At 58.5% G+C, this 25,034-nt stretch carries 25 protein-coding genes; 18 read left to right on the forward strand and 7 right to left on the reverse strand.

What is annotated here, in order from left to right:
- Positions 1-77: 77 nt before the first annotated feature.
- The 6 genes from ACR0NN_RS08440 to ACR0NN_RS08465 all read left to right on the forward strand — a co-directional run bounded on the left by ACR0NN_RS08440 (position 78) and on the right by ACR0NN_RS08465 (position 6,358).
- On the forward strand, positions 78-755 hold the full coding sequence (locus ACR0NN_RS08440; protein WP_170721062.1) for an SURF1 family protein: 678 nt from the start codon (positions 78-80) through the stop codon (positions 753-755).
- Positions 752-2,140, forward strand: a complete 1,389-nt coding sequence (thrC, locus tag ACR0NN_RS08445; RefSeq protein WP_170721059.1) for a threonine synthase — start codon at positions 752-754, stop codon at positions 2,138-2,140. The genes ACR0NN_RS08440 and thrC overlap by 4 nt, the downstream gene beginning before the upstream one ends.
- Entirely contained in the window at positions 2,137-3,399 is a 1,263-nt protein-coding gene (locus ACR0NN_RS08450) for a M16 family metallopeptidase (protein ID WP_170721056.1), read from the forward strand. The genes thrC and ACR0NN_RS08450 overlap by 4 nt, the downstream gene beginning before the upstream one ends.
- Positions 3,399-3,983, forward strand: coding sequence for a GNAT family N-acetyltransferase (locus ACR0NN_RS08455; protein ID WP_170685964.1), 585 nt, complete (start codon positions 3,399-3,401; stop codon positions 3,981-3,983). Before ACR0NN_RS08450 ends, ACR0NN_RS08455 begins: the two co-directional genes overlap by 1 nt.
- Before the next feature lie 102 nt (positions 3,984-4,085).
- Positions 4,086-4,904, forward strand: a complete 819-nt coding sequence (locus ACR0NN_RS08460) for an MBL fold metallo-hydrolase (protein WP_170685963.1) — start codon at positions 4,086-4,088, stop codon at positions 4,902-4,904.
- A gap of 38 nt (positions 4,905-4,942) precedes the next feature.
- Positions 4,943-6,358: an FAD-binding oxidoreductase gene (locus ACR0NN_RS08465; RefSeq protein ID WP_170721053.1), complete on the forward strand. Its 1,416-nt coding sequence runs from the start codon at positions 4,943-4,945 to the stop codon at positions 6,356-6,358.
- 36 nt (positions 6,359-6,394) lie between these two features.
- Here ACR0NN_RS08465 and ACR0NN_RS08470 read toward each other — a convergent pair whose 3' ends face one another.
- Both ACR0NN_RS08470 and ACR0NN_RS08475 read right to left on the reverse strand, forming a co-directional pair.
- The gene (locus ACR0NN_RS08470; protein ID WP_170721050.1) at positions 6,395-6,874 is read right to left on the reverse strand and encodes a fasciclin domain-containing protein; all 480 of its coding nucleotides are present in this window, start codon (positions 6,872-6,874) and stop codon (positions 6,395-6,397) included.
- A 170-nt stretch (positions 6,875-7,044) separates the two neighbouring features.
- Positions 7,045-7,584, reverse strand: coding sequence for an adenine phosphoribosyltransferase (locus ACR0NN_RS08475; RefSeq protein WP_170721047.1), 540 nt, complete (start codon positions 7,582-7,584; stop codon positions 7,045-7,047).
- 322 nt (positions 7,585-7,906) lie between these two features.
- Between ACR0NN_RS08475 and ACR0NN_RS08480 the strand changes: the two genes are divergently transcribed.
- Positions 7,907-8,080, forward strand: a complete 174-nt coding sequence (locus tag ACR0NN_RS08480) for a hypothetical protein (protein ID WP_480684407.1) — start codon at positions 7,907-7,909, stop codon at positions 8,078-8,080.
- A 2-nt stretch (positions 8,081-8,082) separates the two neighbouring features.
- Here ACR0NN_RS08480 and ACR0NN_RS08485 read toward each other — a convergent pair whose 3' ends face one another.
- Entirely contained in the window at positions 8,083-8,712 is a 630-nt protein-coding gene (locus ACR0NN_RS08485; RefSeq protein ID WP_170721044.1) for a LysE family translocator, read from the reverse strand.
- Between the two features lie 58 nt (positions 8,713-8,770).
- On the reverse strand, positions 8,771-9,781 hold the full coding sequence (locus ACR0NN_RS08490) for a DUF418 domain-containing protein (protein WP_170721041.1): 1,011 nt from the start codon (positions 9,779-9,781) through the stop codon (positions 8,771-8,773).
- Positions 9,782-10,003: 222 nt separating this feature from the next.
- Here ACR0NN_RS08490 and ACR0NN_RS08495 point away from each other — a divergent pair, with 222 nt between their 5' ends.
- Entirely contained in the window at positions 10,004-10,861 is an 858-nt protein-coding gene (locus ACR0NN_RS08495; protein WP_480684410.1) for an alpha/beta hydrolase, read from the forward strand.
- A gap of 2 nt (positions 10,862-10,863) precedes the next feature.
- On the opposite strand, the gene ACR0NN_RS08500 is transcribed toward ACR0NN_RS08495, so the two are convergent.
- Complete coding sequence (locus ACR0NN_RS08500) at positions 10,864-11,736, reverse strand: S-methyl-5'-thioadenosine phosphorylase (RefSeq protein ID WP_170721035.1); 873 nt, start codon at positions 11,734-11,736, stop codon at positions 10,864-10,866.
- A 205-nt stretch (positions 11,737-11,941) separates the two neighbouring features.
- Here ACR0NN_RS08500 and ACR0NN_RS08505 point away from each other — a divergent pair, with 205 nt between their 5' ends.
- Positions 11,942-13,576: a SulP family inorganic anion transporter gene (locus ACR0NN_RS08505; protein ID WP_170721025.1), complete on the forward strand. Its 1,635-nt coding sequence runs from the start codon at positions 11,942-11,944 to the stop codon at positions 13,574-13,576.
- A gap of 137 nt (positions 13,577-13,713) precedes the next feature.
- Here ACR0NN_RS08505 and ACR0NN_RS08510 read toward each other — a convergent pair whose 3' ends face one another.
- Positions 13,714-14,319 carry a flavin reductase family protein gene (locus ACR0NN_RS08510; protein WP_170721020.1) on the reverse strand — a complete coding sequence of 202 codons (606 nt, stop codon included), beginning with the start codon at positions 14,317-14,319 and terminating at the stop codon, positions 13,714-13,716.
- A gap of 72 nt (positions 14,320-14,391) precedes the next feature.
- On the opposite strand from ACR0NN_RS08510, the gene ACR0NN_RS08515 reads away from it, so the two are divergent.
- The 5 genes from ACR0NN_RS08515 (at position 14,392) to ACR0NN_RS08535 (ending at position 17,442) form a co-directional block, all read left to right on the forward strand.
- Positions 14,392-14,886 (forward strand): GNAT family N-acetyltransferase, encoded by a 495-nt coding sequence (locus tag ACR0NN_RS08515; protein ID WP_170721017.1) that lies wholly within the window; start codon positions 14,392-14,394, stop codon positions 14,884-14,886.
- Between the two features lie 53 nt (positions 14,887-14,939).
- Positions 14,940-15,707 carry an EcsC family protein gene (locus ACR0NN_RS08520; RefSeq protein ID WP_170721014.1) on the forward strand — a complete coding sequence of 256 codons (768 nt, stop codon included), beginning with the start codon at positions 14,940-14,942 and terminating at the stop codon, positions 15,705-15,707.
- A gap of 80 nt (positions 15,708-15,787) precedes the next feature.
- Entirely contained in the window at positions 15,788-16,273 is a 486-nt protein-coding gene (locus tag ACR0NN_RS08525; RefSeq protein ID WP_170721008.1) for an NUDIX hydrolase, read from the forward strand.
- A 71-nt stretch (positions 16,274-16,344) separates the two neighbouring features.
- Complete coding sequence (locus ACR0NN_RS08530; protein ID WP_170721005.1) at positions 16,345-16,800, forward strand: DUF1178 family protein; 456 nt, start codon at positions 16,345-16,347, stop codon at positions 16,798-16,800.
- 3 nt (positions 16,801-16,803) lie between these two features.
- Positions 16,804-17,442 carry an SDR family NAD(P)-dependent oxidoreductase gene (locus ACR0NN_RS08535; RefSeq protein WP_170721003.1) on the forward strand — a complete coding sequence of 213 codons (639 nt, stop codon included), beginning with the start codon at positions 16,804-16,806 and terminating at the stop codon, positions 17,440-17,442.
- Here ACR0NN_RS08535 and ACR0NN_RS08540 read toward each other — a convergent pair.
- Positions 17,436-17,786 carry a GTPase domain-containing protein gene (locus tag ACR0NN_RS08540; RefSeq protein WP_170685948.1) on the reverse strand — a complete coding sequence of 117 codons (351 nt, stop codon included), beginning with the start codon at positions 17,784-17,786 and terminating at the stop codon, positions 17,436-17,438. The two genes, ACR0NN_RS08535 and ACR0NN_RS08540, sit on opposite strands and share 7 nt — an antisense overlap.
- A 155-nt stretch (positions 17,787-17,941) precedes the next feature.
- Between ACR0NN_RS08540 and ACR0NN_RS08545 the strand changes: the two genes are divergently transcribed.
- The 4 genes from ACR0NN_RS08545 to edd all read left to right on the forward strand — a co-directional run bounded on the left by ACR0NN_RS08545 (position 17,942) and on the right by edd (position 25,031).
- Entirely contained in the window at positions 17,942-19,180 is a 1,239-nt protein-coding gene (locus ACR0NN_RS08545) for an aspartate kinase (RefSeq protein ID WP_170685947.1), read from the forward strand.
- A 45-nt stretch (positions 19,181-19,225) separates the two neighbouring features.
- Positions 19,226-21,469: a phosphoenolpyruvate--protein phosphotransferase gene (ptsP, locus tag ACR0NN_RS08550; protein ID WP_170720999.1), complete on the forward strand. Its 2,244-nt coding sequence runs from the start codon at positions 19,226-19,228 to the stop codon at positions 21,467-21,469.
- Between the two features lie 308 nt (positions 21,470-21,777).
- Positions 21,778-23,223, forward strand: a complete 1,446-nt coding sequence (gene zwf, locus ACR0NN_RS08555; protein WP_170720996.1) for a glucose-6-phosphate dehydrogenase — start codon at positions 21,778-21,780, stop codon at positions 23,221-23,223.
- A gap of 2 nt (positions 23,224-23,225) precedes the next feature.
- Positions 23,226-25,031, forward strand: a complete 1,806-nt coding sequence (gene edd / locus ACR0NN_RS08560) for a phosphogluconate dehydratase (protein ID WP_480684415.1) — start codon at positions 23,226-23,228, stop codon at positions 25,029-25,031.
- The last annotated feature ends 3 nt before the right edge of the window (positions 25,032-25,034 follow it).

The following is a 25,034-nucleotide window of genomic DNA, read 5'->3' on the forward strand; positions in this document are numbered from 1 at the left end:
TACAATTGCGTGGTTGCATTTCGGTGCACGCGCCCCTTAACAAGACGCCGATTTCCGCAATTAGGTTTGATCCCGCCATGCGCCGCATTTTGTTTCTGCTGATCTTCGGCCTCGCCGGTCTGGGCGTGCTGCTGTCGCTTGGCATCTGGCAGGTGCAACGACTAGGCTGGAAGCAGGATGTGCTGGCCGAGATCGAAGACCGCATCTCAGCAGCCCCGGTTTCCTTGCCGCAGCAAGTTTCCGAAGACGAAGACAAATACCTGCCCGTGACCATCTCAGGTGAGATGGAGCCAGGCGAAATCCACGTTCTGGTCTCGGTCAAGCAGGTTGGGGCAGGGTATCGGATCATTCAGCCCTTCAACACTGAAGGCCGAACCATTCTAGTGGATCGCGGATTTGTGCCTACAACGGCGAAGCAAACCGAACGCCAGACCGGCCCCATGGAGATCACCGGAAATCTGCACTGGCCGGATGAGATCGATAGCTACACGCCAGAGCCCGATATCGACGCCAACATTTGGTTCGCGCGGGATGTTCCTGAACTGGCGGCGGCACTGGGGGCCGAGCCCGTGTTACTGATTGCCCGGTCCGAAACCGATCCGAATGTGACACCCCTGCCTGTAGACACGGCGGGCATTCCCAATGATCACCTGCAATACGCAATCACCTGGTTTGGTCTGGCTCTGGTCTGGGCCGCGATGACCGGGTACTTCCTGTGGCGCAATCGCGCCCCGTCTGAAAGTGAAGAGCAATGAAATACATCTCGACCCGCGGGCAGGCGCCCGAACTGACGTTTGAAGAGGCTATGCTGACCGGGCTGGCCCGTGATGGTGGCTTGTACCTCCCCGCCGAGATCCCGGTGATGACGCAGGATGAGATCGCTGCGCTGGCCGGTTTGCCCTATGAAGAGATCGCGTTTCGCGTGATGTGGCCTTATGTCAGCGGCTCTTTCGCCGAGGATGAGTTCAAAGAAATCATCGCCCGCGCTTATGCAGGCTTTGGCCATGACGCCCGCGCGCCGCTAAAGCAACTGAACGAAAATCACTTCTTGTTGGAGCTGTTCCACGGCCCCACTTTGGCCTTCAAAGACTTTGCGATGCAGCTGATTGGCCAACTGTTCCAGGTGGCTCTGAAACGGCGCAATGATCGCGTGACCATTGTTGGCGCGACCAGCGGTGATACGGGATCAGCCGCGATCGAGGCGTTTCGGGGGCTGGACGCGGTGGACGTGTTCATACTGTTCCCCCATGGCCGCGTGTCCGAGGTGCAGCGCCGCCAAATGACGACGCCAGTGGACAGTAACGTGCATGCGCTGGCTGTTGACGGAGATTTCGACGATTGCCAGGCCGCGCTGAAGGATATGTTCAACGATTTCGACTTCCGTGATGGTGTGAAACTGGCCGGTGTGAACTCGATCAACTTCGCGCGCGTTCTGGCGCAGATCGTCTATTACTTCTCTGCCGCCGTCAGCCTTGGCGCGCCACATCGCAAGGTAAGCTTCACGGTGCCAACAGGCAATTTCGGTGACATCTTCGCGGGCTATCTGGCCAAACGCATGGGCTTGCCGATTGATCGGCTGGTTGTGGCGACGAACCAGAACGACATCCTGCATCGGTGCTTGTCGGGTGAAGGGTATTTCAAGGGCGAAACTATCCCATCGATCAGCCCGTCGATGGATATTCAGGTCAGCTCGAACTTTGAACGCGCGCTGTACTATGCCTATGGCGAGGACGGCAGCGCCGTCGCGCAGCTGATGGATGAGCTGAAGACCGGCGGCTTCAACGTCAGCCAAGGCGCGATGGAAGCGCTGCTGGAAAGCTTCGACTCGGGTCGTGTGTCCGAGGATGAAACGCTAGAGACGATCAAGCAAACGCTGGCCCATAGTGCCGAACTGGTTTGTCCGCACACTGCCGTCGGTATCAAGGTCGCCGAAGAGCATCGCACCGCCGACGTTCCGATGATCACTCTGGCCACCGCACATCCGGCGAAATTCCCTGCGGCGGTCGAGAAGGCAAGCGGCGAACATCCGCCTCTTCCATCCCGCATGTCTGATCTGTATGAACGTCCGGAACGGGTGACCCGCATCGCCAATGATCTGGGTGCCCTTGAGGATCATATCAGAAGGCATATCGCTGAGTGACTGTCAGACAAGACCAACTGAAGAACGGATTTCGTATCGTCAGTGAAAATATGCCTGGGCTGCAATCAGCCTCGATAGGCATCTGGGTAACCGCCGGTGGGCGGCATGAGCGGATCGAACAGAACGGCATCGCACATTTCCTTGAGCATATGGCGTTCAAGGGAACCGAGCGCCGTTCCGCGCTGCGGATCGCCGAGGCGATCGAGGATGTTGGTGGCTATATCAACGCCTATACGTCGCGCGAGGTGACGGCCTATTACGCGCGGGTGCTGAAAGACGATGTGGCGCTGGCGATGGATGTCATTGGCGATATCGTTCTGAACCCGGTATTTGATCCGCGTGAGATCGAGGTTGAGCGTGGCGTGATCCTGCAGGAAATCGGCCAGGCCTATGATACGCCCGACGATGTGATTTTCGATTGGCTGCAAGAGCAGAGCTATCACGATCAACCCTTGGGCCGGACCATTCTGGGGCCGTCCGAACGGGTCAGCGCATTTTCGCGTGACGATCTGTCGGGTTTCGTGGCGGAACATTACGGGCCAGAGCAGATGATCCTGTCTGCCGCAGGAGCCGTAGATCATGACGCGCTGATGAAACTGGCCGAAAAGATGTTCGGCCACCTGAAACCGCGCACGGGACTAATCCCTGAGGCGGCGCGGTTCACCGGCGGAGAGGCGCGGCAAGAGAAAGAGTTGGAGCAAGCGCATTTCGCACTGGCGCTGGAAAGCCCCGGTTATCGCGATGATGCGATTTATACGGCGCAGATTTATTCCACCGCTTTGGGCGGCGGCATGTCCTCGCGCCTGTTTCAGGAGGTCCGCGAGACGCGCGGGCTCTGCTATACGATCTTTGCCCAGACCGGCGCTTATGCGGATACAGGTACAACCACGATCTATGCCGGAACTTCCGCCGATCAGGTCGCGGAACTGGCAGGGATTACGATCGATGAGATGAAGCGCGCGGCTGATGACATGAGCGCCGAAGAGGTTGCGCGTGCGCGTGCCCAGATGAAGGCCGGGATGCTGATGGGACTGGAAAGCCCGTCGAACCGGGCCGAACGTTTGGCCCGGCTGGTGCAGATTTGGGGCCGGGTACCCTCACTTGAAGATACCGTTGCCAAGATTGATGCGGTCAGCACCGAGGATGTCCGAGCTTTTGCCGAGGACATGGCGGTGAAAGCCCCGGCCGCGCTGGCGCTTTATGGCCCGGTCTCGGGTGCACCGTCACTGGCTGACCTGCAGGAGAGGCGTGCGGCGTGATGCTGTTAGGCAGACGCAAGCTGAAACTCGAAACCGAGCGCCTGAGCCTGCGCCCGCCGATCCATTCTGACTTTAACGACTGGGCAGCCCTACGGCGTGCCTCAAAAGAATACCTAACCCCGTGGGAGCCGATCTGGGCCAAGGATCACCTGAGCCGCAAGTCATTCACCAACCGGGTGTACTGGGCGCAGCGCTCAGTCGCGAGCGGTACGGCGATCCCGCTTTTTCTGTTTCGCCGTACGGATAATGTGCTGCTGGGGGCGATCACGCTGGACAATATACGGCGTGGCCCGGCTCAAGCAGGAACGCTGGGCTATTGGACGGGCCAGGCCTATGCCCGTCAGGGTTTCATGCGCGAAGCAATTGGGGCAGTGGTGCATCACGCCTTTACCCGGCTTGATCTAAGCCGGATCGAGGCTGCCTGTTTGCCAGAAAACAAAGCCTCGCGCGGGTTGCTGGAAAGCTCGGGCTTCAAATACGAAGGCGTGGCGCAGTCTTATCTTCAGATTAACGGGCGCTGGCGGACGCATGTTCTCTATGCAAGCTTAAGATCGGATCGACGCGGCAAGACCGACGCGGGCTAGGGGGCTCTGCCCCCGCCGCGGCAAGCCGCGACTCCCCCGGGATATTTCTGGCCAGATGAACAAGGGGCATGACTTGTTGGCGTTCTGCGCTACACTCCCCTCATGCGGTGGATTGTTGCGGGACTGATTTTGATCTCAAGCGGGGCGTTGGCGCAAGAGCGGCGGCCAAGCCATTGCATCGCGATTGCGGATGCAGCGCCGGGGATTGAGTATTTACACAAGGCGGCGTGGCAGGATCCGGTTCCTGAATTTTCGGTTCGGATAAGCTATGTCGCACATGCTTCGTTTCTGATCCAGACACAGGGTGGCTTGAACGCGGTGACTGATTTCACCGGTTTCATCGGCGGTGCCGATCTGATCCCTGATGTGGTCACGATGAACCATGCCCACAGCACCCATTGGACAGCCCATCCCGATCCTGCCATCCCATATGTGCTGCCGGGGTGGGGCGAGTTTGGCCAAGGCATAGATCATCATCTCGATCTTGGCGAAATGCTGGTACGCAATGTGTCGACGGATATTCGATCGATCTACGGTGGCGTCGAGGAACGCGGAAACTCGATCTTTGTGTTTGAGATTGAAGGCTTGTGTATCGGCCACCTCGGGCATCTGCATCATATCCCATCGGATGAACAGTTTGCGGCCCTTGGGCGGCTTGATGTGGTTATGGCGGCGGTGGATGGGGGCACGACAATGCCATTGCCCGAGATGATCGCGGTTTTGAAACGGCTGAAAAGCTCGGTCATCATCCCGATGCACTGGTTCTCGGATTTCTCGCTGCAGAGGTTTCTGGTGGACATCCGCGACGAATTTCCGGTGGAGCGGCAGGGTGTTTCCGAAATCGTCGTCTCATTGCGCACGCTGCCTGATCGACCGACGGTTGTCGTGTTGGAGCCTCAGTACCTGATTGAGCAGGAATAGGGCTTGCCGCAGCCCGCCGCCTTTGGCAGGGAAGAGCCATGAGATTGAACCCTGCCGATGACCGCCTTGTTGAAGCTATCCACGCCCAGTTGGGTAAGGATGTCTTGCGTCCGATTGCAGACCGTTATCTTGAAGAGCCCCGTCAGCGGTATGTGGGACAAGCCGGGGTGTTGGCTTTGCCTCGGACCGTGGAAGAGGTTGCCACGCTTGTACGGCTGGCTGATCAAGCGAGTGTGCCCGTCATCCCCTATGGCGGCGGCACGGGGCTGGTCGGCGGTCAGGTCGCCCCGGATGGGCCGACGCCGCTGATCCTATCGCTTGAGCGAATGACGGCTATCCGTGCGATTTATCCGGCCGAGAATATTCTGGTGGCTGAAGCCGGTGCTATTCTGGCCGACGTACAGGCCGCAGCCGAAGAGGCCGATCGTCTATTTCCCTTGTCGCTGGCGGCGCAGGGGTCCTGCCGGATCGGGGGCAATCTGGCCACCAATGCAGGTGGCGTGAATGTGCTGCGCTATGGCAATGCGCGCGATCTGTGCCTGGGGCTTGAGGTGGTTCTGCCGAACGGTGAGGTATGGCACGGGCTCAGCCGGTTGCGAAAGGACAATACCGGATATGACCTGCGCAATCTGATGATCGGGTCCGAAGGAACTCTGGGGATCATTACGGCAGCTGCGTTAAAGCTGTTTCCAAGGCCCAAAGGGGTTGGGACCGCGATGTTGGAAGTTACCTCACCCGAGGCGGCCATCGATCTCTTGTCGCTGGCGCGCGATCAGGTGGGCGAGGCGGTCAGCACATTTGAGCTGATCCATCGGCAAGGTCTTGAGTTCCTGACCGAAGTATTGCCCGATATCCGGCAACCCTTTGCGACGAAGCCGGAATGGAGTGTCTTGATCGAGTTGGGTCTGTCTGCTGGGCAAGACCCTTCGGACACGCTTGAGGTGATCTATGTTGCTGCTGATGAACGTGGTTTGGTAAGTGACGCAGTTATTGCTCAGAGCGAAGCCCAGAGGGCCGAGCTTTGGGCCGTGCGCGAACAGATCCCCGAGGCGAACCGGCTTATTGGTTCTGTCTCAAGCCATGATATCTCGATCCCGATCTCGCGCATTCCCGAATTCATTCAGCGCGGAGCGGATGTGGTGGCGGAACAAGGGCCATTCAGGATCAACTGTTTTGGGCACCTTGGGGACGGCAATCTGCACTATAACGTGTTCCCCCCCGCCGGACACGACAAAGCAGAATTTATTGCGCAACGCAGCGCGGTTCAGAGTGCTGTGCATGATCTCGTGCACGAGTTTGGAGGCTCGGTCAGCGCGGAACACGGTATCGGGCGGCTCAAGGCAAGCGACCTTGAAACATACGGTGACCCGGTCAGGCTGCAGGCAATGCGCGCCATCAAGGCCGCGCTTGATCCGAATGGGATTATGAACCCTGGTGCGGTCTTGCGACAGTAAGCGCGACCCGGGTTGAGACCGGATCGCGCCATAGTTTTACGATGCAGGCAGGATCACCTTGTCAATCACATGAATCACGCCGTTCTCGGCCTCAATATCGGCCTGCACGACACTGGCGTCGTTGATCATCACGCCATTATCCAGATCAACGGTGATGTTACCGCCCTGAACTGTGGCGGTAGTCATGTCGTCCGACAGATCGCCTGACATCACCTTGCCCGGCACCACGTGATAGGTCAGGATCGCGACCAACTGATCCTTGTTCTCGGGTTTCAGCAGGTTCTCCACTGTACCTTCTGGCAGGGCTGCAAATGCCTCATCTGTTGGGGCGAAGACTGTGAAAGGGCCGTCACCTTTCAAGGTGTCAACCAATTCGGCGGCCTGAACGGCAGCAACAAGCGTCTCAAAACTACCCGCACCAACGGCGGTAGCGACGATGTCTTTCTTGCCGCCCGCGATGGCAGAGGTGGTGAACAGAATACTTGCGACTCCGGCAACAGCGATTTTGCGCAACATGATAAGCTTCCCTTGTTGAGAATGCCCTAAGCGGCATCACCCCGGTTACGCTTCCAAATTGCTATGAGATCACAGATATTCAGGCTCGCTGTTACTGGACATCGGCAAGCCCCGCGCTAAGCTGGTGCATTGCACGACATCCAATCACAAATTTGTGAAATATGCGTCGTTCAGAGCCCCTCAAACTCGCACAACACGTGCACATCCATGCCCATATCTTCCAACGCCTTGCGACCACCCAGCTCTGGCAGATCGATGATGAAGGCGCAGGAAATGATCTGGCCGCCCAACCGTTCGATCAGTTTGATGCCAGCGGCTGCTGTGCCGCCGGTCGCCAGCAGATCATCAACCACCAGGATCTTTTCGCCCGGCTGTATCGCATCATCGTGAATCTCAACGATGGCCTCGCCATATTCCAGCTTATAGTCTTGGCTGATCGTGGTACCGGGCAGTTTGCCCTTCTTGCGGATCGGTACGAAACCAACGCTCAGTTGGTGGGCAATGGCGCCACCCAGAATAAAACCGCGCGCCTCAAGGCCCACGACCTTGTCGATCCGTTCACCCGCATAGGGGTGCAGCATCTGGTCAATTGCCATACGAAAGCCGCGCGGGTCGGCAAACAGCGTTGTCACATCGCGGAACATGATCCCCTCATGCGGGAAATCGACGATGGTCCGAATGTAATCCTTGACCGTTTTGTTTCTGGACATGGGCCACCCCTTTGGCATCAAACACGCGGGGGTGTTTGGCCCATCAGGGTGGGTCATGCAAGAAAACTCTGGCCCTTGCGGCTATTTGCGGCGACGGCTGATGGCGTTGGGCAGGCCATAGTAACGATACAAAGCGTTCGGCAACCACGAAAGGTGCGGTTTACGCCAATTGCGTTGATCTCGAAGTAAAAAGGCCTGCGCGACATGAAGGTTCATTGCTTTAATCTCTCTTTTGTTGTTATGTGCCCGATATCTACAACTTATATCCTATGTATATACAATGCATCGCGATATGAATCAAGATTGAATGGGGTCAGGTCGCGTGGCTAAGAAAGACGTGAAGAAATCCACAAAGAAAAACAGTCAGTTGGTGCTGCGCCTCGACAAGGATGAACGCGATGCGTTTGTCGAGCTGTGCAAGGAGCTGGACACGTCCGCCGCGCGAGAAATCCGCCGGTTCATCCGGGGTTTCATGAAAGAAAATGCCGAAAGCTGACCTCAGGCCGGGCGGCGCAAGATCGCTGTGGCAACGCCCATTCCAATGAGGGTCAGCCCGCCAAACCGCGTTATGGCTGTAATGACGCTTGCGCGTCCGATCATGCGGCGCAGCCTGTCGGCGAGCAGCGCATAGGCCAATGCGTTCAGCCCGGCGAGGCCAACGAATGTGGCAATCAGGATCACGAATTGCGGACCCAGCGGCTCTGCCGGGCGTATGAACTGCGGTACGAAAGCGATGAAGAACGCGATGGATTTCGGGTTCAGCGCCGTGACCGCAGCAGCATGGGCAAAGACGCCGCGCGCTGTGACATTTCGTTCGGTCTCAATGGCTTGCAAACCACCCGAGGGGGCGCTGCGCAGCAGCTTTATACCCAGCCACACCAGATACACTGCGCCCACCCATTTCAGTACGGTGAACAGCGTCGCTGAGGCGAGCACCAGCGCGCCCAAACCCAGCAGCGATGCGGTCATCGCTACCAGATCCCCCAAAGCAACTCCGGTGGCCGAGGCAACCGCTACGCTGCGCCCTTTCGACAGCGCATAGCTCAGCACCAGCAGCACGGTTGGCCCAGGGATCAGCAGCAGAGCGGTCGATGCGGCCACAAAGGCCAGCCAGAGTTCAAGCGACATGGGAGTTCCTATTGATACGTTTCCCACACCAAGCCTCGCAAAAACGGCGAGGTCAAGCCTATGTGCGTTCAGTCACGCGGCGCATCACGTACTCTAACGGTCCGCGCTTGAATTTGCGGAACCAAAGCAGGGCGAATACGGAAGACAGCGCGCAGAACAATAGCGCGTACAGAACAATCTGTGACGCGCTCAGCGACCCATTGAGCAATCCAAGTTCTTCCAAAAGCCCCATGCCAATCAGGATATGCGCCATGTACAGCGTCAGGCTCTGGCGTCCTGGCGCGGTCAGAACCGGCGCAATCCTGCTGCGCTCAATTGTGGGCCACAGTTTCAGCAGCAATCCGATCACTACGCACGCGGTCCCAGTTCCAGCCATAATGTAAAACGGCCCCGGAGGGATCGACTCGGTTCCCAGATAAGCCACCAACTCTGGGTCCGAAGTCATCATGTGCGGAAGTATCGCCAGCACCGCCGCGCCAAATCCCCACATGATCAAACGGTGCTGAACGCAAAGTGTGTGAAGCTCAGATCGTCCGATTGCCATACCGATCAGCAGGAAAGCCGCCCAGGGCAGGACCGGATGCCAACCATTGAACAGCGTATTGCGTAGAAATCCTGGCAGGGTCCAGAGATCGGTATAAACCAGCGCATCCCAATCCCAGCCTTGATCATAATTGAAAAACAAATGGGCGATCACCGAGAGGATCAGAATACCCAGCGCACCCAACCACAATCCGCGCGCCGGTGTTTTCAGAAACGCGGCCCCAACCACGAAGTAAAGCGCATAGAAATGCAGTATATCGGCGTCAAATATGGTCATGTTGATCAGGCCGATCACAAACAGAAACGCCGCCCGGCGCAGCAGCAATCCGGCTGAGATGCGTGACAATCCGATACCAATTCCGGCCAAAACAACAAACAAAGCCGCCGCGCGCCCTTCCAGCGCATCAACTAGGACTGTGGCCCAATCCGTACCTGGCGCAACCTCGGCCGCGATGCGGAAATTAACCAGAACCATGCCGCAAAAGGCCAAAAAGCGGGTAGCGTCCAGCGCGTCCAATCGTTTCATTGGGCCTCTCATCCGAATTGCGAACGGGCTAAGGTGTTGCCCCGCCGCTGTTAATCAGCGCCAACATGGCAAGGTGTTGGTGCTTTTCAACCATCTGTGGGCCCGAATGCTGCGCGATCTGGCATTGCGGTAACAGGTTAAAGATTGAATGAAGCTTGGCTTATGTGTCTTGAATCACGGCCAAGACTTCCCACACTCGCAATGTGACAACAGGAGGGCGCAATGGTTCAGACCCAACACGCAAATGCGAATGCAGATATCGGCCGTTCTGGTGTCGAACGCGTAAAAAGCATCCTGGTCGGTCTCTTGTTGGCTGGGGCGATCATTTATGCAGGCATTGTCGGTTACATGTTCATCAACCAGCAATCCCTACTGTATAAACCCGAAGGCGATTTGCCCGATCCGGCCAGCGTCGGGCTGGCAGATGTTGATGCACTGCAAATACCGATGACCGACGGTACAGTCCTGACGGTCTGGACCGCGCCCGCTGCGACACCGGATGCGCCGACGGTGCTGTTCTTTCATGGACAAAGCGGTAATCTGGGTGACCGCGCGGACCGGTTGCGCGAAATCCTCAACTCGGGCCACGGGCTACTTGCCCCCAGCTATCGCGGTTTTCCGGGCAGCGAAGGTGAGCCATCGGAACTGGCGCTTATTTCGGATGGAGTGCAACTTTTTGACAGACTGGCAGGAGAGGGTGAACCCGTCGTTCTGCACGGTCAGAGCCTTGGCACCGGCATCGCCGCCGCAGTAGCCGCCGAACGCCCCAGCGCGGAACTTCTGGTGCTAGAGGCCCCCTTTACCGCAACCGTCGATGTCGCGGCCGAACGTTATCCGTTTCTGCCCGTCTCCGCCCTGATGAAAGACCAGTTTGCGACCCGTGACCTGATCAAACAAATCACGGTGCCGACATTGATTTTTCACGGAACCGAAGATGAAACTATCCCTCTGCACCATGGGCAGGCTTTGGCTAAGATGTCTGAGGCCGCACAGCTTTATGTGATCCCGGACGGCACCCATAACGACCTGTGGTCGCACGGTCTGTGGGACGAGGTGCAAAAGAACTTGACGCAGAACTGAGGTTAAATCACCCGCCCAGCCACTGCATCCAGCTTGGCCAACAAGGCCGGGTCGCGTTTTTCAGGTGCGGTCAGAATGGCATATTCCAGTGCGCGGTCGCAGCCATGCGGGCAGGGCGCCCGCTCGGTCCCCAGCAAAGCAGGCAGACCTTTGACGAGCGCGCGGCCCTTTTCGGCGTTTCCGGTGAGGGTGGCGATGATGGCGGTCACGTCGACCTCACCATGATCCGGGTGCCAGCTGTCATAATCGGTGACCATGGCGATGGAGGCGTAACAAAGCTCTGCCTCGCGGGCGAGTTTCGCCTCGGGCATGTTGGTCATTCCGATCACGTCGCAGCCCCATTGCTCGCGATACATCTTCGACTCCGCCAGCGATGAAAACTGCGGCCCTTCCATCGCAAGATAGGTGCCGCCGCGGTGGATATTGATCCCTGCGGCCTTGCCAGCAGTCTCACAAGCATCCGACAGGCGCGGACAGGTCGGATGCGCCGCACTGACATGGGCAACGCATCCGGTGCCGAAGAAGCTTTTCTCGCGGGCAAAAGTCCGGTCGATGAACTGATCCACGATTACGAAATCACCCGGTGCCATATGTTCGCGGAACGATCCGCAGGCCGAAACCGAGATCACATCTGTCACCTTCAGCCGCTTGAGCGCATCGATATTGGCGCGATAGGGGACGTCGGTTGGTGAATGCACGTGGCCGCGCCCGTGACGTGGCAGAAACGCCATTTCGATCCCGTCCAGCGATCCGGTCAGAATTTGATCCGATGGCGCACCCCATGGTGTCTCCACCGTGACCCACTCGGCATTTTCCAGGCCATCGATGTCATAAATGCCCGATCCTCCGATGACGGCGATTTTTGTTTGGGTCACGAGTGCTCTCCGTTGAAATTTCCTGCTCAAAGAGTTCTGCGGGCCACGGCCCCATTTGACAAGTGGGTTCAACGGTTTGTGTGCATCTGCGTCCAGCTATGCGCAAGGCGCATATCAGGGTCCCACCTGGCGCGGTATCTCAGCCTGCCTTTGACCGCTAGAAGGCCCCTTTCGCGCGAACAAAACCGACCAACAGGACCGATCCATGCCCCGAGCCATGCTGGCAAGCTTTGCCAATCGTATAGCCAAACCCGATTTGCGCTGGGTCCCGGACGAGGGGTTGACCTTTTCCCGCATGCGGATCGAGCTTTTGTCTGGCCTCACCGTTGCCTTGGCTCTGGTCCCCGAAGCTGTGGCCTTTGCCTTTGTTGCTGGGGTGCACCCTCTGGTCGGGCTGTATGCCGCGTTTTTGGTTGGTCTGATCACAGCGCTGATTGGCGGTCGCCCTGGCATGATCTCGGGCGCTACCGGTGCGCTGGCTGTGGTCATGGTCGCTCTGGTCGCGCAGCATGGGGTTGAATATCTGTTCGCAACCGTCGTGCTGATGGGGATATTACAGATCATCGCAGGGGCTATGCATTGGGGCCGTTTCATCCGCCTTGTGCCGCACCCGGTTATGCTGGGTTTTGTCAACGGGCTGGCGATTGTGATCTTTCTGGCGCAGATGGGCCAGTTCAAAGTGCCCGGCACCATGGAAAACACAGGCCACGGCATGAGCGGCGGTGAGTGGCTGTCAGGCCTACAACTCTATACGATGCTGGGTCTGGTTGCGCTGACCATGGCGGTGATATGGGTCATGCCTCGCATCACGCGTGTCATCCCTGCGCCTCTGGCCGGGATCGTGGTTGTGGCCGCGCTGGTGATCGGTATCGGTCTGGATGTCCCTCGTGTCGGCGATCTGGCCTCGATCGAGGGCGGTTTGCCCAGCCTCCACATTCCGATGGTGCCGCTGACGTGGGAGACCTTTGAGATCATCCTGCCCTATGCGCTGATCCTTGCAGCGATTGGTCTGATCGAATCTCTGCTGACCCTGAACCTTGTGGGTGAGATCACCCACAAACGCGGCGGCGCCTCGCAGGAGTGCATCGCGCAAGGCACAGCGAACGTGGTCACTGGCTTCTTCGGCGGTATGGGTGGCTGTGCCATGATTGGTCAGTCGATGATCAACGTGAAATCCGGCGGACGGACGCGTATCGCAGGCATCGCCGCCGCGCTGTTCCTGTTGTTCTTCATTCTTGTGGGCTCGCCCCTGATCGAGCAGATCCCGTTGGCCGCGCTGGTGGGTGTGATGTTCATGGTGGTGATCGGAACCTTTGCCTGGAACTCGCTGAAGATCATGCGCAAGGTGCCTTTGATGGACGCCTTCGTCATCGTTCTGGTGACCGTCGTGACCGTGATGGAAGACCTTGCTGTGGCCGTTGTGGTTGGTGTGATCGTATCGGCACTGGCTTACGCCTGGAACAACGCCAAACGCATCCACGCGGTCACACGCGACTCGGAAACCGAAGAGGGTGCAAAGGTTTATGAGATCCAAGGCCCACTGTTTTTTGGCTCGTCCGAGGGTTTTGTGGAATTGTTCGACGTGCCAAACGATCCCGAGACTGTGATTATCGATTTTGCCGCCAGCCGTGTGGTTGACCAATCCGCGCTACAGGCCATCGAAAACATCGCCGCCAAATACGAAGCGGCTGGCAAACGCGTTATGCTGCGGCACCTGAGCCGCGACTGCCATACGCTGTTGAAAAAGGCGGGCCATCTGATGGTCGATAGCGATGACGACCCGGATTACGAATTGGCCGTCGATTATTCGGTCCGCACCGGTATTTTGGGCGGTCACTGAATATTATGCGAGGCTTTGCATCGCGCTCCGGAATATTTAAGGCCAGATGAAGAACGGATCTCGTGCTTCACCTGGCTAAAAATATCTCGGGGGAGTCGCCGGAAGGGCGGCGGGGGTTGGGCCTCATTGCCAATGCTTCAGTCGTCGGGACGGTTGAGCGAGAACAACTCGGTCACCACAGAATAATCCCGATATCCCAACCGCGCGAGAGGGTTGAATGAGGTTACGTCAAACTTGCCGTCGCGGATGTGATCGTCATTGAGGTGTATGCCGGTAACCTCGCCAAAAACAACTCGGTTGGCCTTACCAGGTAGGGTCACGATCTGCGTCAGTTTGCATTCCAGCGCTGCGGGTGCGCCTGCGACCCGCGAGCAGGCGATCGTTTCGCATTCAATCGGGGTCAGCCCGGCATGGGTGAACTCGTCGATGTGCTTATCCAAACCCTCTGAGCTTGCATTCATCGCATCGCGATGCGCATGCGCGACGACGTTCACGCAGAACACCCCGGTGGCTTCGATATTGGCGATGCTGTCCTTGCCGCCATCCTGATCGTGCTTTGTGCCGGTGGTGGCGAACATCACCTGGGGCGGTGTGTAAGCGACGCCGTTGAAGAAGGAATAGGGGGCCAGGTTGTTGATCCCCTCCGCATCGCGCGATGAAATCCAGCCGATGGGGCGCGGCGTGATGATGGCGTTGAACGGGTTGTGCGGCAAGCCGTGGCCGTCTTCGGGGCGATAGAACATATGGACTCCAAGCGTTTGCCCAAGGCCTATCGAAGTGCTAGGGCGATTTCCAGCAAGGATAAGAGGGCGCGCGTGCAGCAATTCAAGATCAGGCCGGAAGAGGCGGAGGATTGGTGGGAGGTCGAAGCGCTCTATGACCTGTGCTTTGCACCAGGCCGCGAGGCGTTGTCGTCCTATCGGCTGCGCGATGATGTGCCGCCGGTTGCCGGACTGTCGCTGGTCGCGCGTGACGGGCTGGAAATTCTGGCGGGCGCGATCCGGTTTTGGCCTGTCCATGTGGGCGATCACGACGCGCTGTTGCTGGGTCCGGTTGCCGTGCATCCAACCCATCAGGGCGAGGGGCTGGGTGGCTATTTGATCCATCAGGGCGTTGAAGCCGGGCGCGCCAAAGGGTGGGATCGGATCATGCTGGTGGGCGATGCGCCCTATTATGCACGATTTGGTTTCAATCGACTTTCCGGTGTCGAAATGCCTCCGCCGACCAACCCGGATCGTGTGCTTGGGTTAGAGCTGACACCCGGAGTTTGGTCGGGAATCCAAGGGGTTGTCACCCGTTGGACGCGTTGACCCATTGAAAACCCGCTGCAAAGTGCCGATGTTTTCTGAACAGGAGGGCACAGATGCAGGACGTGGTTCTTGTCGAAAAACTTGATCCCGAGGCCGAGCTTGACCGGCTGGCGCAACTCTACGGGTCCGCAGGTGGGGCAGGTGTTAATCTGCTGAACAAGCTGGGCGGGTCTGCGGAATCTTTGTTGGATCAGCTACCAAAACCGGTGCGCGAAGGCCTGACCGAAGCTACCGAACAGGCGCTGTGGCTCGCAATGCATGCCGCCGAAGGTTCACGCCGAGCAGTCCCGGATCAGAAACCCTGGGTCAATACGGCGCTGACCACCGCCATGGGCGCCGCCGGAGGTCTGGGGGGCGTGTCGACCGCATTGGTGGAACTGCCCGCCACAACAGCGATGATGCTGCGCGCCATACAAGGCGCGGCAGCGCGCGAAGGGTTCGATCCAAAGGCCGAAAACGTGAAGTTCGACTCGATCCGCGTGCTGTCCGCCGCAGGCCCGTTGGCCGAAGATGACGGGGCCGATCTGGGCTTTTTCTCAATGCGCCTTACGCTGACCGGGCCAACCATGCAGCGCCTTATCGCGCTGGTAGCACCCCGCTTGTCGGTTGTGCTGGGCCAAAAGCTGGCAGCGCAGTCTGTGCCACTGCTTGGTGCACTGGCCGGGGGTGGTACGAATTTCGTCTATACTCGGTATTATCAGCAAATCGCGCGGGTTCATTTCGGGCTGCGCAGGCTAGCGATTGATGCAGATATTCCCCATGACGAATTGGTGCGCCGTTTGTCAGGGCGAATGGCCCTCAATAAAGGCGCTTTCTCGTAAAGCTTGGCAGACTCCGCAGGATATGGTAAATATCACTTTATAAACCGCAACATAAGCGGAGCGAGCAGTGGGTATGAACCGTGTTTGACGGGCGCAGTATTGGTGCGAGTGCCGGACTTTCGGCCGAAAACCTCTCCCTTTCCGGGGCGCTGCCCGTTTATACGCAATCTGCGGCTCTTTGCTATCGCATAACAGATAGCCAGCCAGAGATATTGCTGATCACGTCGCGCCGGTCACGGCGCTGGATCATCCCCAAGGGCTGGTTGATCAACGGGCTGACCCCGTCAGAAACAGCCGCCCGTGAGGCTTGGGAAGAGGCCGGAGCTCTTGGGCTTTGCGGCACTGATATTCTTGGCCGGTTTGCCTATGTCAAAAACAGGCCCGGTAAGGATTCTGCACTGTGTTTGGTGGATGTCTTTCCGCTGCATGTACGGCGCTTGGAGGCAAATTTTCCCGAGGCGAGTCAACGCAGGCGCAAATGGGTATCGCCCAAAAAGGCATCGCTAAAGGTAGCCTCGCCTGATCTCGCCTCGCTTTTGCGAGGATTCGGGCTGAAACGGCAGTAGCAAGCCAATATCAAGACTTGATATTGCCATGTTGGTCGGTATCTATTCGCAAACCGGATTTTGGACGTGACATGATTCAATACGCATTGAAATGCAGCAATGGTCACAGCTTTGACAGTTGGTTTCAGTCCGCAGCCGCGTTTGACAAATTGTCGGCGGCCGGAATGGTAACTTGCGCGGTCTGCGGTTGTGACAATGTGGAAAAGGCGGTGATGACTCCGCGAGTTCGGCCTGCGCGCAATGCGGTTGTCGAGGCCGCTCCGGCGCAGCCACCGGCGGAAGAGATCAGCATGGCCACTCCTTCGGCTGAGATCGCAGAGGTTCTGAGCGAACTGCGTCGCAAGGTCGAAGAAAACTCCGACTATGTCGGCAAGGATTTTGCCAAGGAAGCGCGGAAAATCCATCTCGGCGATGCGCCCGAGCGAGCGATTTATGGCGAGGCCCAGCCGGAAGAGGCGAAGTCTCTGATCGAAGACGGTGTGCCTGTCGCACCTTTGCCGTTTGTTCCTAGCCGCAAGACCAACTGATCCATGCATATTGTCATTACGGGTGCGAACCGAGGGATCGGAAAAACGCTTGCGGATCAGTACCGTGCTGCAGGCCATTCGGTGACCGGAACGGCCCGTGACGGCAGCGCGGACATGGTGCTGGATGTCACCGACCCAACCCAGCACGCCGCCATGGCCGAGCAGTTGCAGAACCAGCCCATTGATTTGCTGATCTGCAATGCGGGCGTGTATCTGGACAAAGGTCACGATATCGACGGCTATCCGGTCGAGATGTGGGCCCAAAGCTTTGCCACCAATGTGACAGGCGTGTTCCTGACAGTTCAATCTCTGTTGCCGAACTTGCGTGCGGGGCAGGGCCGCATTGCGATCCTCTCATCTCAGATGGCGTCACATACGCGCGCGCCAGGTGGCAGTTATATCTACCGGGCCTCTAAAGCTGCGGTGCTGAACTTGGGGCGCAATCTGGCGACTGACCTGCAGGCCGATGGCATCGCAGTTGGAATCTATCATCCGGGCTGGGTGCAGACCGATATGGGCGGGACCGCCGCAGACATCACTGTGGATCAGGCGGCAGAGGGCTTGATGCAGCGATTTGACTCTCTATCACTCGAAAGTACGGGCTGTTTCGAAACCTGGGATGGTCTGGCTCACCCTTACTGAAGGGCTGCCTTTGGGATTTCGTAGACCTCACCGGGATCGATGAAAATCACCATTATGTCGCCGCGTGTCTCGTAGGTCAGCCTCGATGTCGAGCTGCTGGAATCCGGCACGCCTTTGGTGAAGTAGATCCGCCGCACCTCGCCTGTGTTCAACTGCACCGCCAGTGTGGCCGTCCCATCCTCGCGCTTGCGCAACTCGGCTGGGCAACTGGCCAGTGTATCACCCGCCAAAGCGGCACAAGGGACAGTGCCCAAGGAATTCTGGCCATCAGTCCCTGACAAGGTGGCGACCTGAGCCTGAGCGGCGGTTGAGATTAGGGTCAGAGCAAGGGCAAAGCGGAGCATGGAAATCCTCGTGGTCAAAAGCGTTTGCAGCACGCTTGCACCACGCGAGACCAAAGTAAAGCACCGCTGCAGCGCCTTTGCGCCCTTGCCCTTGCGTCCCCCCTCGCATAAGAGGCTCGGGATCAGAAATCCCTGGCGCGGAGACTTTTGCCCCCATGCCCGTACTCGTGATGAAATTCGGCGGCACTTCGGTCGCCAACCTGGACCGGATCCGCCGCGCGGCAAAGCGCGTGGGCGTTGAGGTTGCCAAAGGGTATGACGTCATCGTCATCGTCTCGGCCATGTCAGGCAAGACCAACGAGCTGGTGGGTTGGGTCGATGAGATTTCGCCGCTCTATGACGCGCGTGAGTATGATGCGGTCGTGTCTTCGGGCGAGAATGTCACTGCAGGTCTGATGGCATTGACGCTGCAGGAAATGGATATCCCTGCGCGCAGCTGGCAGGGCTGGCAGGTCCCGCTGATCACCAACGGTGCGCATTCCGCCGCCCGGATCGAAGAAATCCCGCCAGAAAACATCACTCAGAAATTCGGCGAAGGGATGCGTGTTGCAGTCGTCGCTGGCTTTCAGGGCATCAGTCCCGAAGGGCGCATCACCACGCTGGGCCGGGGTGGGTCTGACACCACCGCCGTGGCCTTTGCCGCCGCGTTCGAGGCCGAGCGCTGCGATATCTACACAGACGTTGATGGCGTTTATACCACCGACCCGCGCATCTGCGAGAAAGCGCGCAAGCTGGATCGGATTTCGTTCGAGGAGATGCTCGAACTGGCCTCATTGGGGGCCAAGGTGCTGCAAACCCGCTCGGTCGAGCTGGCGATGCGCTACAAAGTGAAACTGCGCGTTCTTTCAAGCTTTGAGGAACAATCCGACGAGGCCGGTACACTGGTCTGCGACGAGGAGGATATCATGGAATCCAATGTTGTGGCCGGTGTGGCCTATTCCCGCGACGAAGCCAAGATGACAGTCGTTTCCGTGGCGGACCGGCCCGGTATCGCTTCGATCATCTTTACCGCGCTCAGCGAGGAAGGCGTCAATGTTGATATGATCGTCCAGAACATCTCGGACGAAGGGCGCACGGATATGACTTTCTCGTGCCCTACCAATCAGGTCACCCGCGCCGAAAAGGCGTTGCTGGCGATCAAGGAGCAGGGCGAGCTGAACTATGCCGAGCTTGTTGCCGACGAAGACGTCTGCAAGGTCTCGGTCGTGGGGATCGGCATGCGGTCGCAATCCGGTGTTGCGGCCAAGATGTTCAAGATTCTCTCGGATGAGGGGATCAACATTAAGGTCATTACAACCTCTGAGATAAAAATTTCCGTCCTGATCGACAGGAAATACATGGAACTTGCGGTTCAGGCACTGCATGATGCCTTTGAACTGGACAAGGCGGCCTGAGCTTTCAGCCAAGTGTCCTGTCTGAAACCGTAACGTGGGTGGGCCATGGCGGAAGGCACGGAAACAGAATCTCGCAAGCTGCTGGGACGGCTGCGCGAAGAAATGGCGAGCGAAGCCGCTGGTCAAGAGCGTCTTGATCGGATTACGCATCTGATTGCTGACAGCACCGCGCGAGAAGTCTGTTCGATCTACCTGTTCCGGGATGAGGACACGCTGGAACTTTGCGCAACCGAAGGTCTGTCGCCCGAAGCGGTGCACCAGACCCGGATGCGCATGGGCGAGGGGCTGGTTGGTCGCGTCGCCAAATCCGGCAAGGTGGTGAACACCGCTGATGCGCCTTCGGCCAAAGGCTTTCGGTATATGCCGGAAACCGGCGAGGAACGTTATTCCTCCTTCCTTGGTGTGCCGGTTCAACGCCTGGGCCAAAAACTAGGCGTGTTGGTGGTACAGTCGCGGGAAGCGCGCGAGTTTTCCGCGGATGAGGTCTATGCGCTGGAAGTTGTCGCGATGGTTCTGGCCGAAATGGCCGAACTGGGTGCGTTCGTTGGCGAAGGTGCCGCCCTTTCGCCGCTGCACCAACAATCTGTTCAGCTGACCGGGGGAACGGCGCAGGAAGGTTCTGCCGAAGGCCATGTCTGGCTGCATGAACCCCGGGTCGTCGTCACCAACCCCATTGCCGAAGACCCGCACCGCGAGCGTGAGCGGCTGAACGAGGCCGTTGAGGAACTCCGCGTTGGCGTCGACAAGATGCTCGAAATTTCCCAAGGCGGAGATAAAGAGCAACTGCAGGTGCTGGAAGCCTATCGCATGTTCGCCAACTCCAAGGGTTGGATGCGCCGGATGGAGGAAGACATCGCTCTGGGCCTCAGCGCCGAAGCGGCGGTGGAAAAAGAGCAATCGCAGGCTCGGGCCCGCATGGGGCAGGTCACCGACCCGTATCTGCGCGAACGGTTGGCGGATCTGGACGATCTCAGCAACCGATTGTTGCGGATTTTGACCGGGCAGGGCAACGGCAACGCCGCCGATCTGCCGCCCGATCCAATTTTGATCGCCCGCAACATAGGCCCCGGCGATTTGCTGGAATATGGCCGCTCGCTCAAAGGTATAGTTCTGGAGGAAGGCTCGGTCGGCAGCCACGCCACCATCGTCGCCCGCGCATTGGCAATCCCGCTGGTTGTGCATGTGGGCCGCATCACGACTGAAGCCCTGAACGGGGATCACATTCTGGTCGACGGCGATAGCGGCGTCGTGCATCTGCGCCCCGAAGACTCGGTTGTCAGTGCGTTTCGCGATAAGATCGCGATGGAGGCCAAAGCGCAGGAGCGCTATGCCTCGATCCGAGAAACCCCAACGGTGACGAAAGATGGCGCGCGCATCAATATGGTGATGAACGCTGGGCTGATGGCCGATTTGCCTTCGTTGGGTAACTCGGGCGCCGAAGGGGTGGGCCTGTTCCGGACCGAGTTGCAATTCCTGATCCGCAACCAGATGCCGAAGCGGTCCGAGCTGGTGACACAATACAAGCGCGTCTTGGATGCTGCGGGTGACAAACGCGTTGTATTCCGTACGCTTGATATCGGGTCTGACAAGGTTCTGCCCTACATGAAACATGTGGAAGAGCCAAACCCGGCGCTGGGTTGGCGCGCGATCCGTGTTGGGCTCGACAAACGCGGCGTAATGCGGATGCAATTGCAGGCTCTGATCCGTGCGGCTGAGGGCCGTCCGCTGACAGTCATGTTCCCCTTTGTGGCGCAGGCGGATGAGTTTCGCGAGGCAAGGTGGGAGGTCAAGAAAACCATAGAACGCGAGCGGCGATTGGGTCACGTCCTGCCGGAAACGCTCGAAGTGGGTGCGATGCTCGAGACACCTTCGCTGGGGTTCGCACCGCAGAAGTTTTTTGACGAAGTGGGCTTCATCTCGATTGGGGGCAACGATCTGAAACAGTTCTTCTTCGCCGCTGACCGTGAAAATGAACTGGTGCGGCGACGCTATGATACGTTGAATGTGAGCTTTCTAAGCTTCATCGAACGTATCGTGGAACGCTGCGCGATTTCAGATACACCGCTCAGCTTCTGTGGCGAAGATGCCGGTCGCCCTGTCGAAGCTCTGTGTCTTGCGGCAATGGGCATTCGTACCCTGTCGATGCGTCCGGCTTCGATCGGGCCGGTCAAAAGCTTGCTGCTGCGGTCGAACCTGCAGGATGTGCGCAAGATCATCGCCGACGCCCGTCATCGCGGTGAACAATCTGTGCGTCCAGCCGTGATGGAATGGTTACGGACACAGTCCTGACCACTGGTACCTGAAACTTTCAAAGTTTCAGGCTCGGTTTCTTTTCAAGAAACCGGTACGCCGGTTCAAAGCGCAGGGTTGGATGTTTGAGCTCGGGATCATAGCCAGATCATTCAGTCGAAATCGCGCGAGGGTCAGTGTCAGTGCCGATTTATTTGCTCATTCACGAATCCAGACTTGATTTTTAACGCCGGGTTTCTTATCCACCCGATGAATGTTAGCGATAACATGACCTGTGACACATCAGTGTCTCTGTCCCGCGTCGATGCCTTGCCCAGACGGGTGGGGAACTCAGAAGGAGCCTTGCAATGGTCTCACGCGTTATTCCGGTAGATCCGTTCGACCTGGTGTTGTTCGGCGCGACAGGTGATCTGGCGCAGCGCAAAATCCTTCCTGGCCTCTATCACCGGTTCGAAGTCGGCCAGATGCCGGAAGATGCGCGCATCATTGGAACTGCGCGTTCTGATATGGACAGCGACGGGTTCCGAAATCAACTGCGTGCATCCATGAAGGAGTTCGCACCCAAGTTCGACAAGGAAACGCTCGAGCGTTTCCTGTCCCGCGTCGAATATGCTCCGGTTGATGCCATGGGCGATGCGGGTTGGGCTGAACTGGCCAAACTGCTGCGCGCAGATGTGGTGCGGGCTTTCTACCTGTCGGTCGGTCCCAGCCTTTTCTCGGGAATTGCGCAACGTCTGAACGATAATGGTCTTGCCACACCCGAGAGTCGCATTGTGGTCGAAAAGCCCTTTGGCCATGATCTGGCCTCGGCCAAGGCTCTGAACGCGGGCTTGCGAGCTTGTTTCGAAGAACAGCAGATCTATCGGATTGACCATTACCTGGGCAAGGAAACTGTTCAGAACCTGATGGCCTTGCGCTTTGCCAACTCGCTTTTTGAGCCACTCTGGAACGCCACGCATGTTGATAACGTCCAGATCACTGTGGCCGAAACCGTGGGCGTCGAGGGGCGCGGCGCGTATTACGATCAGTCCGGTGCGATGCGGGACATGATCCAGAACCATCTGGTGCAGCTGCTGTGCCTGACGGCGATGGAGCCGCCCTCGAAATTCTCGCCTAACGCGGTACGCGATGAGAAAGTTAAGGTGATCGAGGCACTGGAACCCGTGGACGCGAAAGACATCGCTCGTGGTCAATATCGCACTCACAAAGGCGGAGACGGCTATCTTGATCACGTCGGAGATCCAGCCAGCCGTACCGAAAGTTTCATCGCACTTAAGGCGCATATCGGCAACTGGCGCTGGGCCGGGGTGCCGTTCTATCTGCGGACGGGCAAGCGCCTGCGCTCGCGCGAGTCTGAAATTGCCGTGTTCTTCCGCGACCCGCCGCACACAATTTTCCCGAATGTCGGCCCGCTGCACGGGAATGTACTGGTGATCCGCTTGCAACCGGACGAAGGCATCACGTTGCGCACCACTATCAAGGAACCGGGGCAGGGCGGGTTCCGCCTGTCAGACGTCGCACTCGATATGAGTTTTGCCGACGCGCTGGGCGATGATGGGCAATCCCCGGACGCCTATGAGCGCCTGATCATGGATGTAATCCGTGGTGATCAGACCTTGTTCATGCGCGGGGACGAGGCCGAGGCCGCCTGGGCCTGGGTCGATCCCATCATCCACGGCTGGGAAGAGCGTGGCGATAAACCCGCGAAATACGATCAGGGCAGTTCGGGTCCCGAGGAAGCATTGATGCTGATGCATCGCGATGGGCGCCGCTGGCGTCAGATCGGAGGGTAATCATGGTCAACACAGTTATATCCGACGTCACCAAACGCATTATCGACCGCAGCGCTGATCTGCGTGGCCCACATCTTGAACGGATGGAGCAGGCCAAATCCAAGGGCCCAGCGCGCGCGCATCTGTCCTGCAGTGGTCAGGCCCATGCCTATGCGGGGGCTGGTGAGGATCAGGATTCCATGGCCACCGGCACAGCGGGCAACCTCGGCATCGTCACCGCCTATAACGACATGCTCTCAGCCCACCAGCCGTTTGAACGCTATCCCGGCCTGATCCGCGATGCGATCCGTGCAGCGGGTGGCACCGCGCAGGTTGCGGGCGGGGTTCCGGCAATGTGTGATGGCGTGACACAAGGTGAAGCAGGGATGGAATTGTCTCTGTTCTCGCGCGATGTGATCGCGTTGGCAACGGGTGTGGCGCTGAGCCACAACACATACGATGCGGCCGTGTTCCTTGGCGTCTGCGACAAGATCGTACCCGGCCTTATCATTGGCGCGCAGGCTTTCGGGCATCTGCCTGCTGTCTTCCTGCCCGCCGGACCCATGACCAGCGGTTTGCCGAACGATGAAAAAGCCAAGGTCCGCCAGAAATTTGCTGCTGGCGAGGTAGGCCGCGATGAACTCATGAAGGCGGAAATGGCCGCTTATCATGGCCCCGGCACTTGCACCTTCTACGGCACCGCCAACACCAATCAGATGCTGATGGAATTCATGGGTCTGCACCTGCCGGGCTCCAGCTTCGTTAACCCCAACACGCCGCTGCGCGATGCGCTGACCGAGGAAGGCGCGCGCCGCGCCCTGTCGCTCAGCGCGTTGGGCAATCACTACACACCGGTCTGCCAGATCCTCGACGAACGCGCTTTCGTCAATGGCATCGTCGGCCTGATGGCCACCGGTGGCTCCACCAACCTGCTGATCCACCTGATCGCCATGGCGCGCGCGGGTGGGATCGTGCTGGATTGGGAGGACTTCTCTGACATCTCCGGCGTTGTCCCTCTGGTCGCACGGGTCTACCCCAACGGTCTGGCCGACGTGAACCACTTCCACGCCGCTGGCGGGTTGGGCTTTGCCATCGGTACATTGCTGGATGATGGCTTGCTGCACCCCGATACGCTCACCGTTGCCGGGCAGGGGCTGCACAACTACACCAAGGAACCGAAACTGAAAGACGGCGAGTTGGTCTGGGAAGAGGGCGCGGGCCACAGCCTGAACGAAAAAATCGTCCGCCCTGCCAACGATCCGTTCCAGCCAACCGGCGGCCTGTCGCGCCTGACCGGCAATCTGGGCACGGGGGTCATGAAAGTCTCGGCCGTTGCGCCGGAACACCAAGTGGTCGAAGCGCCCGTGCGTGTGTTCCACGACCAAAACGCCGTTAAGGCGGCCTTTAAAGCTGGCGAATTCACCGGTGACGTCATCGTGGTCGTTCGCTTCCAAGGCCCAAAGGCCAACGGCATGCCTGAGCTGCACTCGCTGACACCCATTCTGTCAATCCTGCAGGGCCGAGGCCAGAAGGTCGCGTTGGTCACGGATGGCCGCATGTCGGGCGCGTCAGGCAAAGTCCCCGCTGCGATCCATGTCTGCCCCGAGGCGCTGGATGGCGGCCCAATTGCCTATCTGCAGGATGGAGACCGTCTGCGTGTCGATGCTGTGAAAGGTGAGCTTGAAATCCTCACCCCAGGCGTTCTAGACCGTACTCCAGCCACCGCAGACCTCACAGCAAATCAACACGGCGTTGGCCGAGATCTTTTCGGCGCATTCCGCCAGAATGTCGGCTCAGCCGACACAGGCGCCAGCATTTTCGGAGTTTAATCC

Source organism: Ruegeria sp. BA2, assembly GCF_056539605.1.

Coding starts and splice junctions, on each gene's coding strand:
- ACR0NN_RS08440 (WP_170721062.1), top strand. CDS start 78: ATGCGCCGCATTTTGTTTCTGCTGATCTTCGGCCTCGCCGGTCTGGGC.
- thrC (WP_170721059.1), top strand. CDS start 752: ATGAAATACATCTCGACCCGCGGGCAGGCGCCCGAACTGACGTTTGAA.
- ACR0NN_RS08455 (WP_170685964.1), top strand. CDS start 3,399: ATGCTGTTAGGCAGACGCAAGCTGAAACTCGAAACCGAGCGCCTGAGC.
- ACR0NN_RS08460 (WP_170685963.1), top strand. CDS start 4,086: ATGCGGTGGATTGTTGCGGGACTGATTTTGATCTCAAGCGGGGCGTTG.
- ACR0NN_RS08465 (WP_170721053.1), top strand. CDS start 4,943: ATGAGATTGAACCCTGCCGATGACCGCCTTGTTGAAGCTATCCACGCC.
- ACR0NN_RS08470 (WP_170721050.1), bottom strand. CDS start 6,874: ATGTTGCGCAAAATCGCTGTTGCCGGAGTCGCAAGTATTCTGTTCACC.
- ACR0NN_RS08475 (WP_170721047.1), bottom strand. CDS start 7,584: ATGTCCAGAAACAAAACGGTCAAGGATTACATTCGGACCATCGTCGAT.
- ACR0NN_RS08485 (WP_170721044.1), bottom strand. CDS start 8,712: ATGTCGCTTGAACTCTGGCTGGCCTTTGTGGCCGCATCGACCGCTCTG.
- ACR0NN_RS08490 (WP_170721041.1), bottom strand. CDS start 9,781: ATGAAACGATTGGACGCGCTGGACGCTACCCGCTTTTTGGCCTTTTGC.
- ACR0NN_RS08495 (WP_480684410.1), top strand. CDS start 10,004: ATGGTTCAGACCCAACACGCAAATGCGAATGCAGATATCGGCCGTTCT.
- ACR0NN_RS08505 (WP_170721025.1), top strand. CDS start 11,942: ATGCCCCGAGCCATGCTGGCAAGCTTTGCCAATCGTATAGCCAAACCC.
- ACR0NN_RS08510 (WP_170721020.1), bottom strand. CDS start 14,319: ATGTTCTATCGCCCCGAAGACGGCCACGGCTTGCCGCACAACCCGTTC.
- ACR0NN_RS08520 (WP_170721014.1), top strand. CDS start 14,940: ATGCAGGACGTGGTTCTTGTCGAAAAACTTGATCCCGAGGCCGAGCTT.
- ACR0NN_RS08530 (WP_170721005.1), top strand. CDS start 16,345: ATGATTCAATACGCATTGAAATGCAGCAATGGTCACAGCTTTGACAGT.
- ACR0NN_RS08535 (WP_170721003.1), top strand. CDS start 16,804: ATGCATATTGTCATTACGGGTGCGAACCGAGGGATCGGAAAAACGCTT.
- ACR0NN_RS08540 (WP_170685948.1), bottom strand. CDS start 17,786: ATGCTCCGCTTTGCCCTTGCTCTGACCCTAATCTCAACCGCCGCTCAG.
- ACR0NN_RS08545 (WP_170685947.1), top strand. CDS start 17,942: ATGCCCGTACTCGTGATGAAATTCGGCGGCACTTCGGTCGCCAACCTG.
- ptsP (WP_170720999.1), top strand. CDS start 19,226: ATGGCGGAAGGCACGGAAACAGAATCTCGCAAGCTGCTGGGACGGCTG.
- zwf (WP_170720996.1), top strand. CDS start 21,778: ATGGTCTCACGCGTTATTCCGGTAGATCCGTTCGACCTGGTGTTGTTC.
- edd (WP_480684415.1), top strand. CDS start 23,226: ATGGTCAACACAGTTATATCCGACGTCACCAAACGCATTATCGACCGC.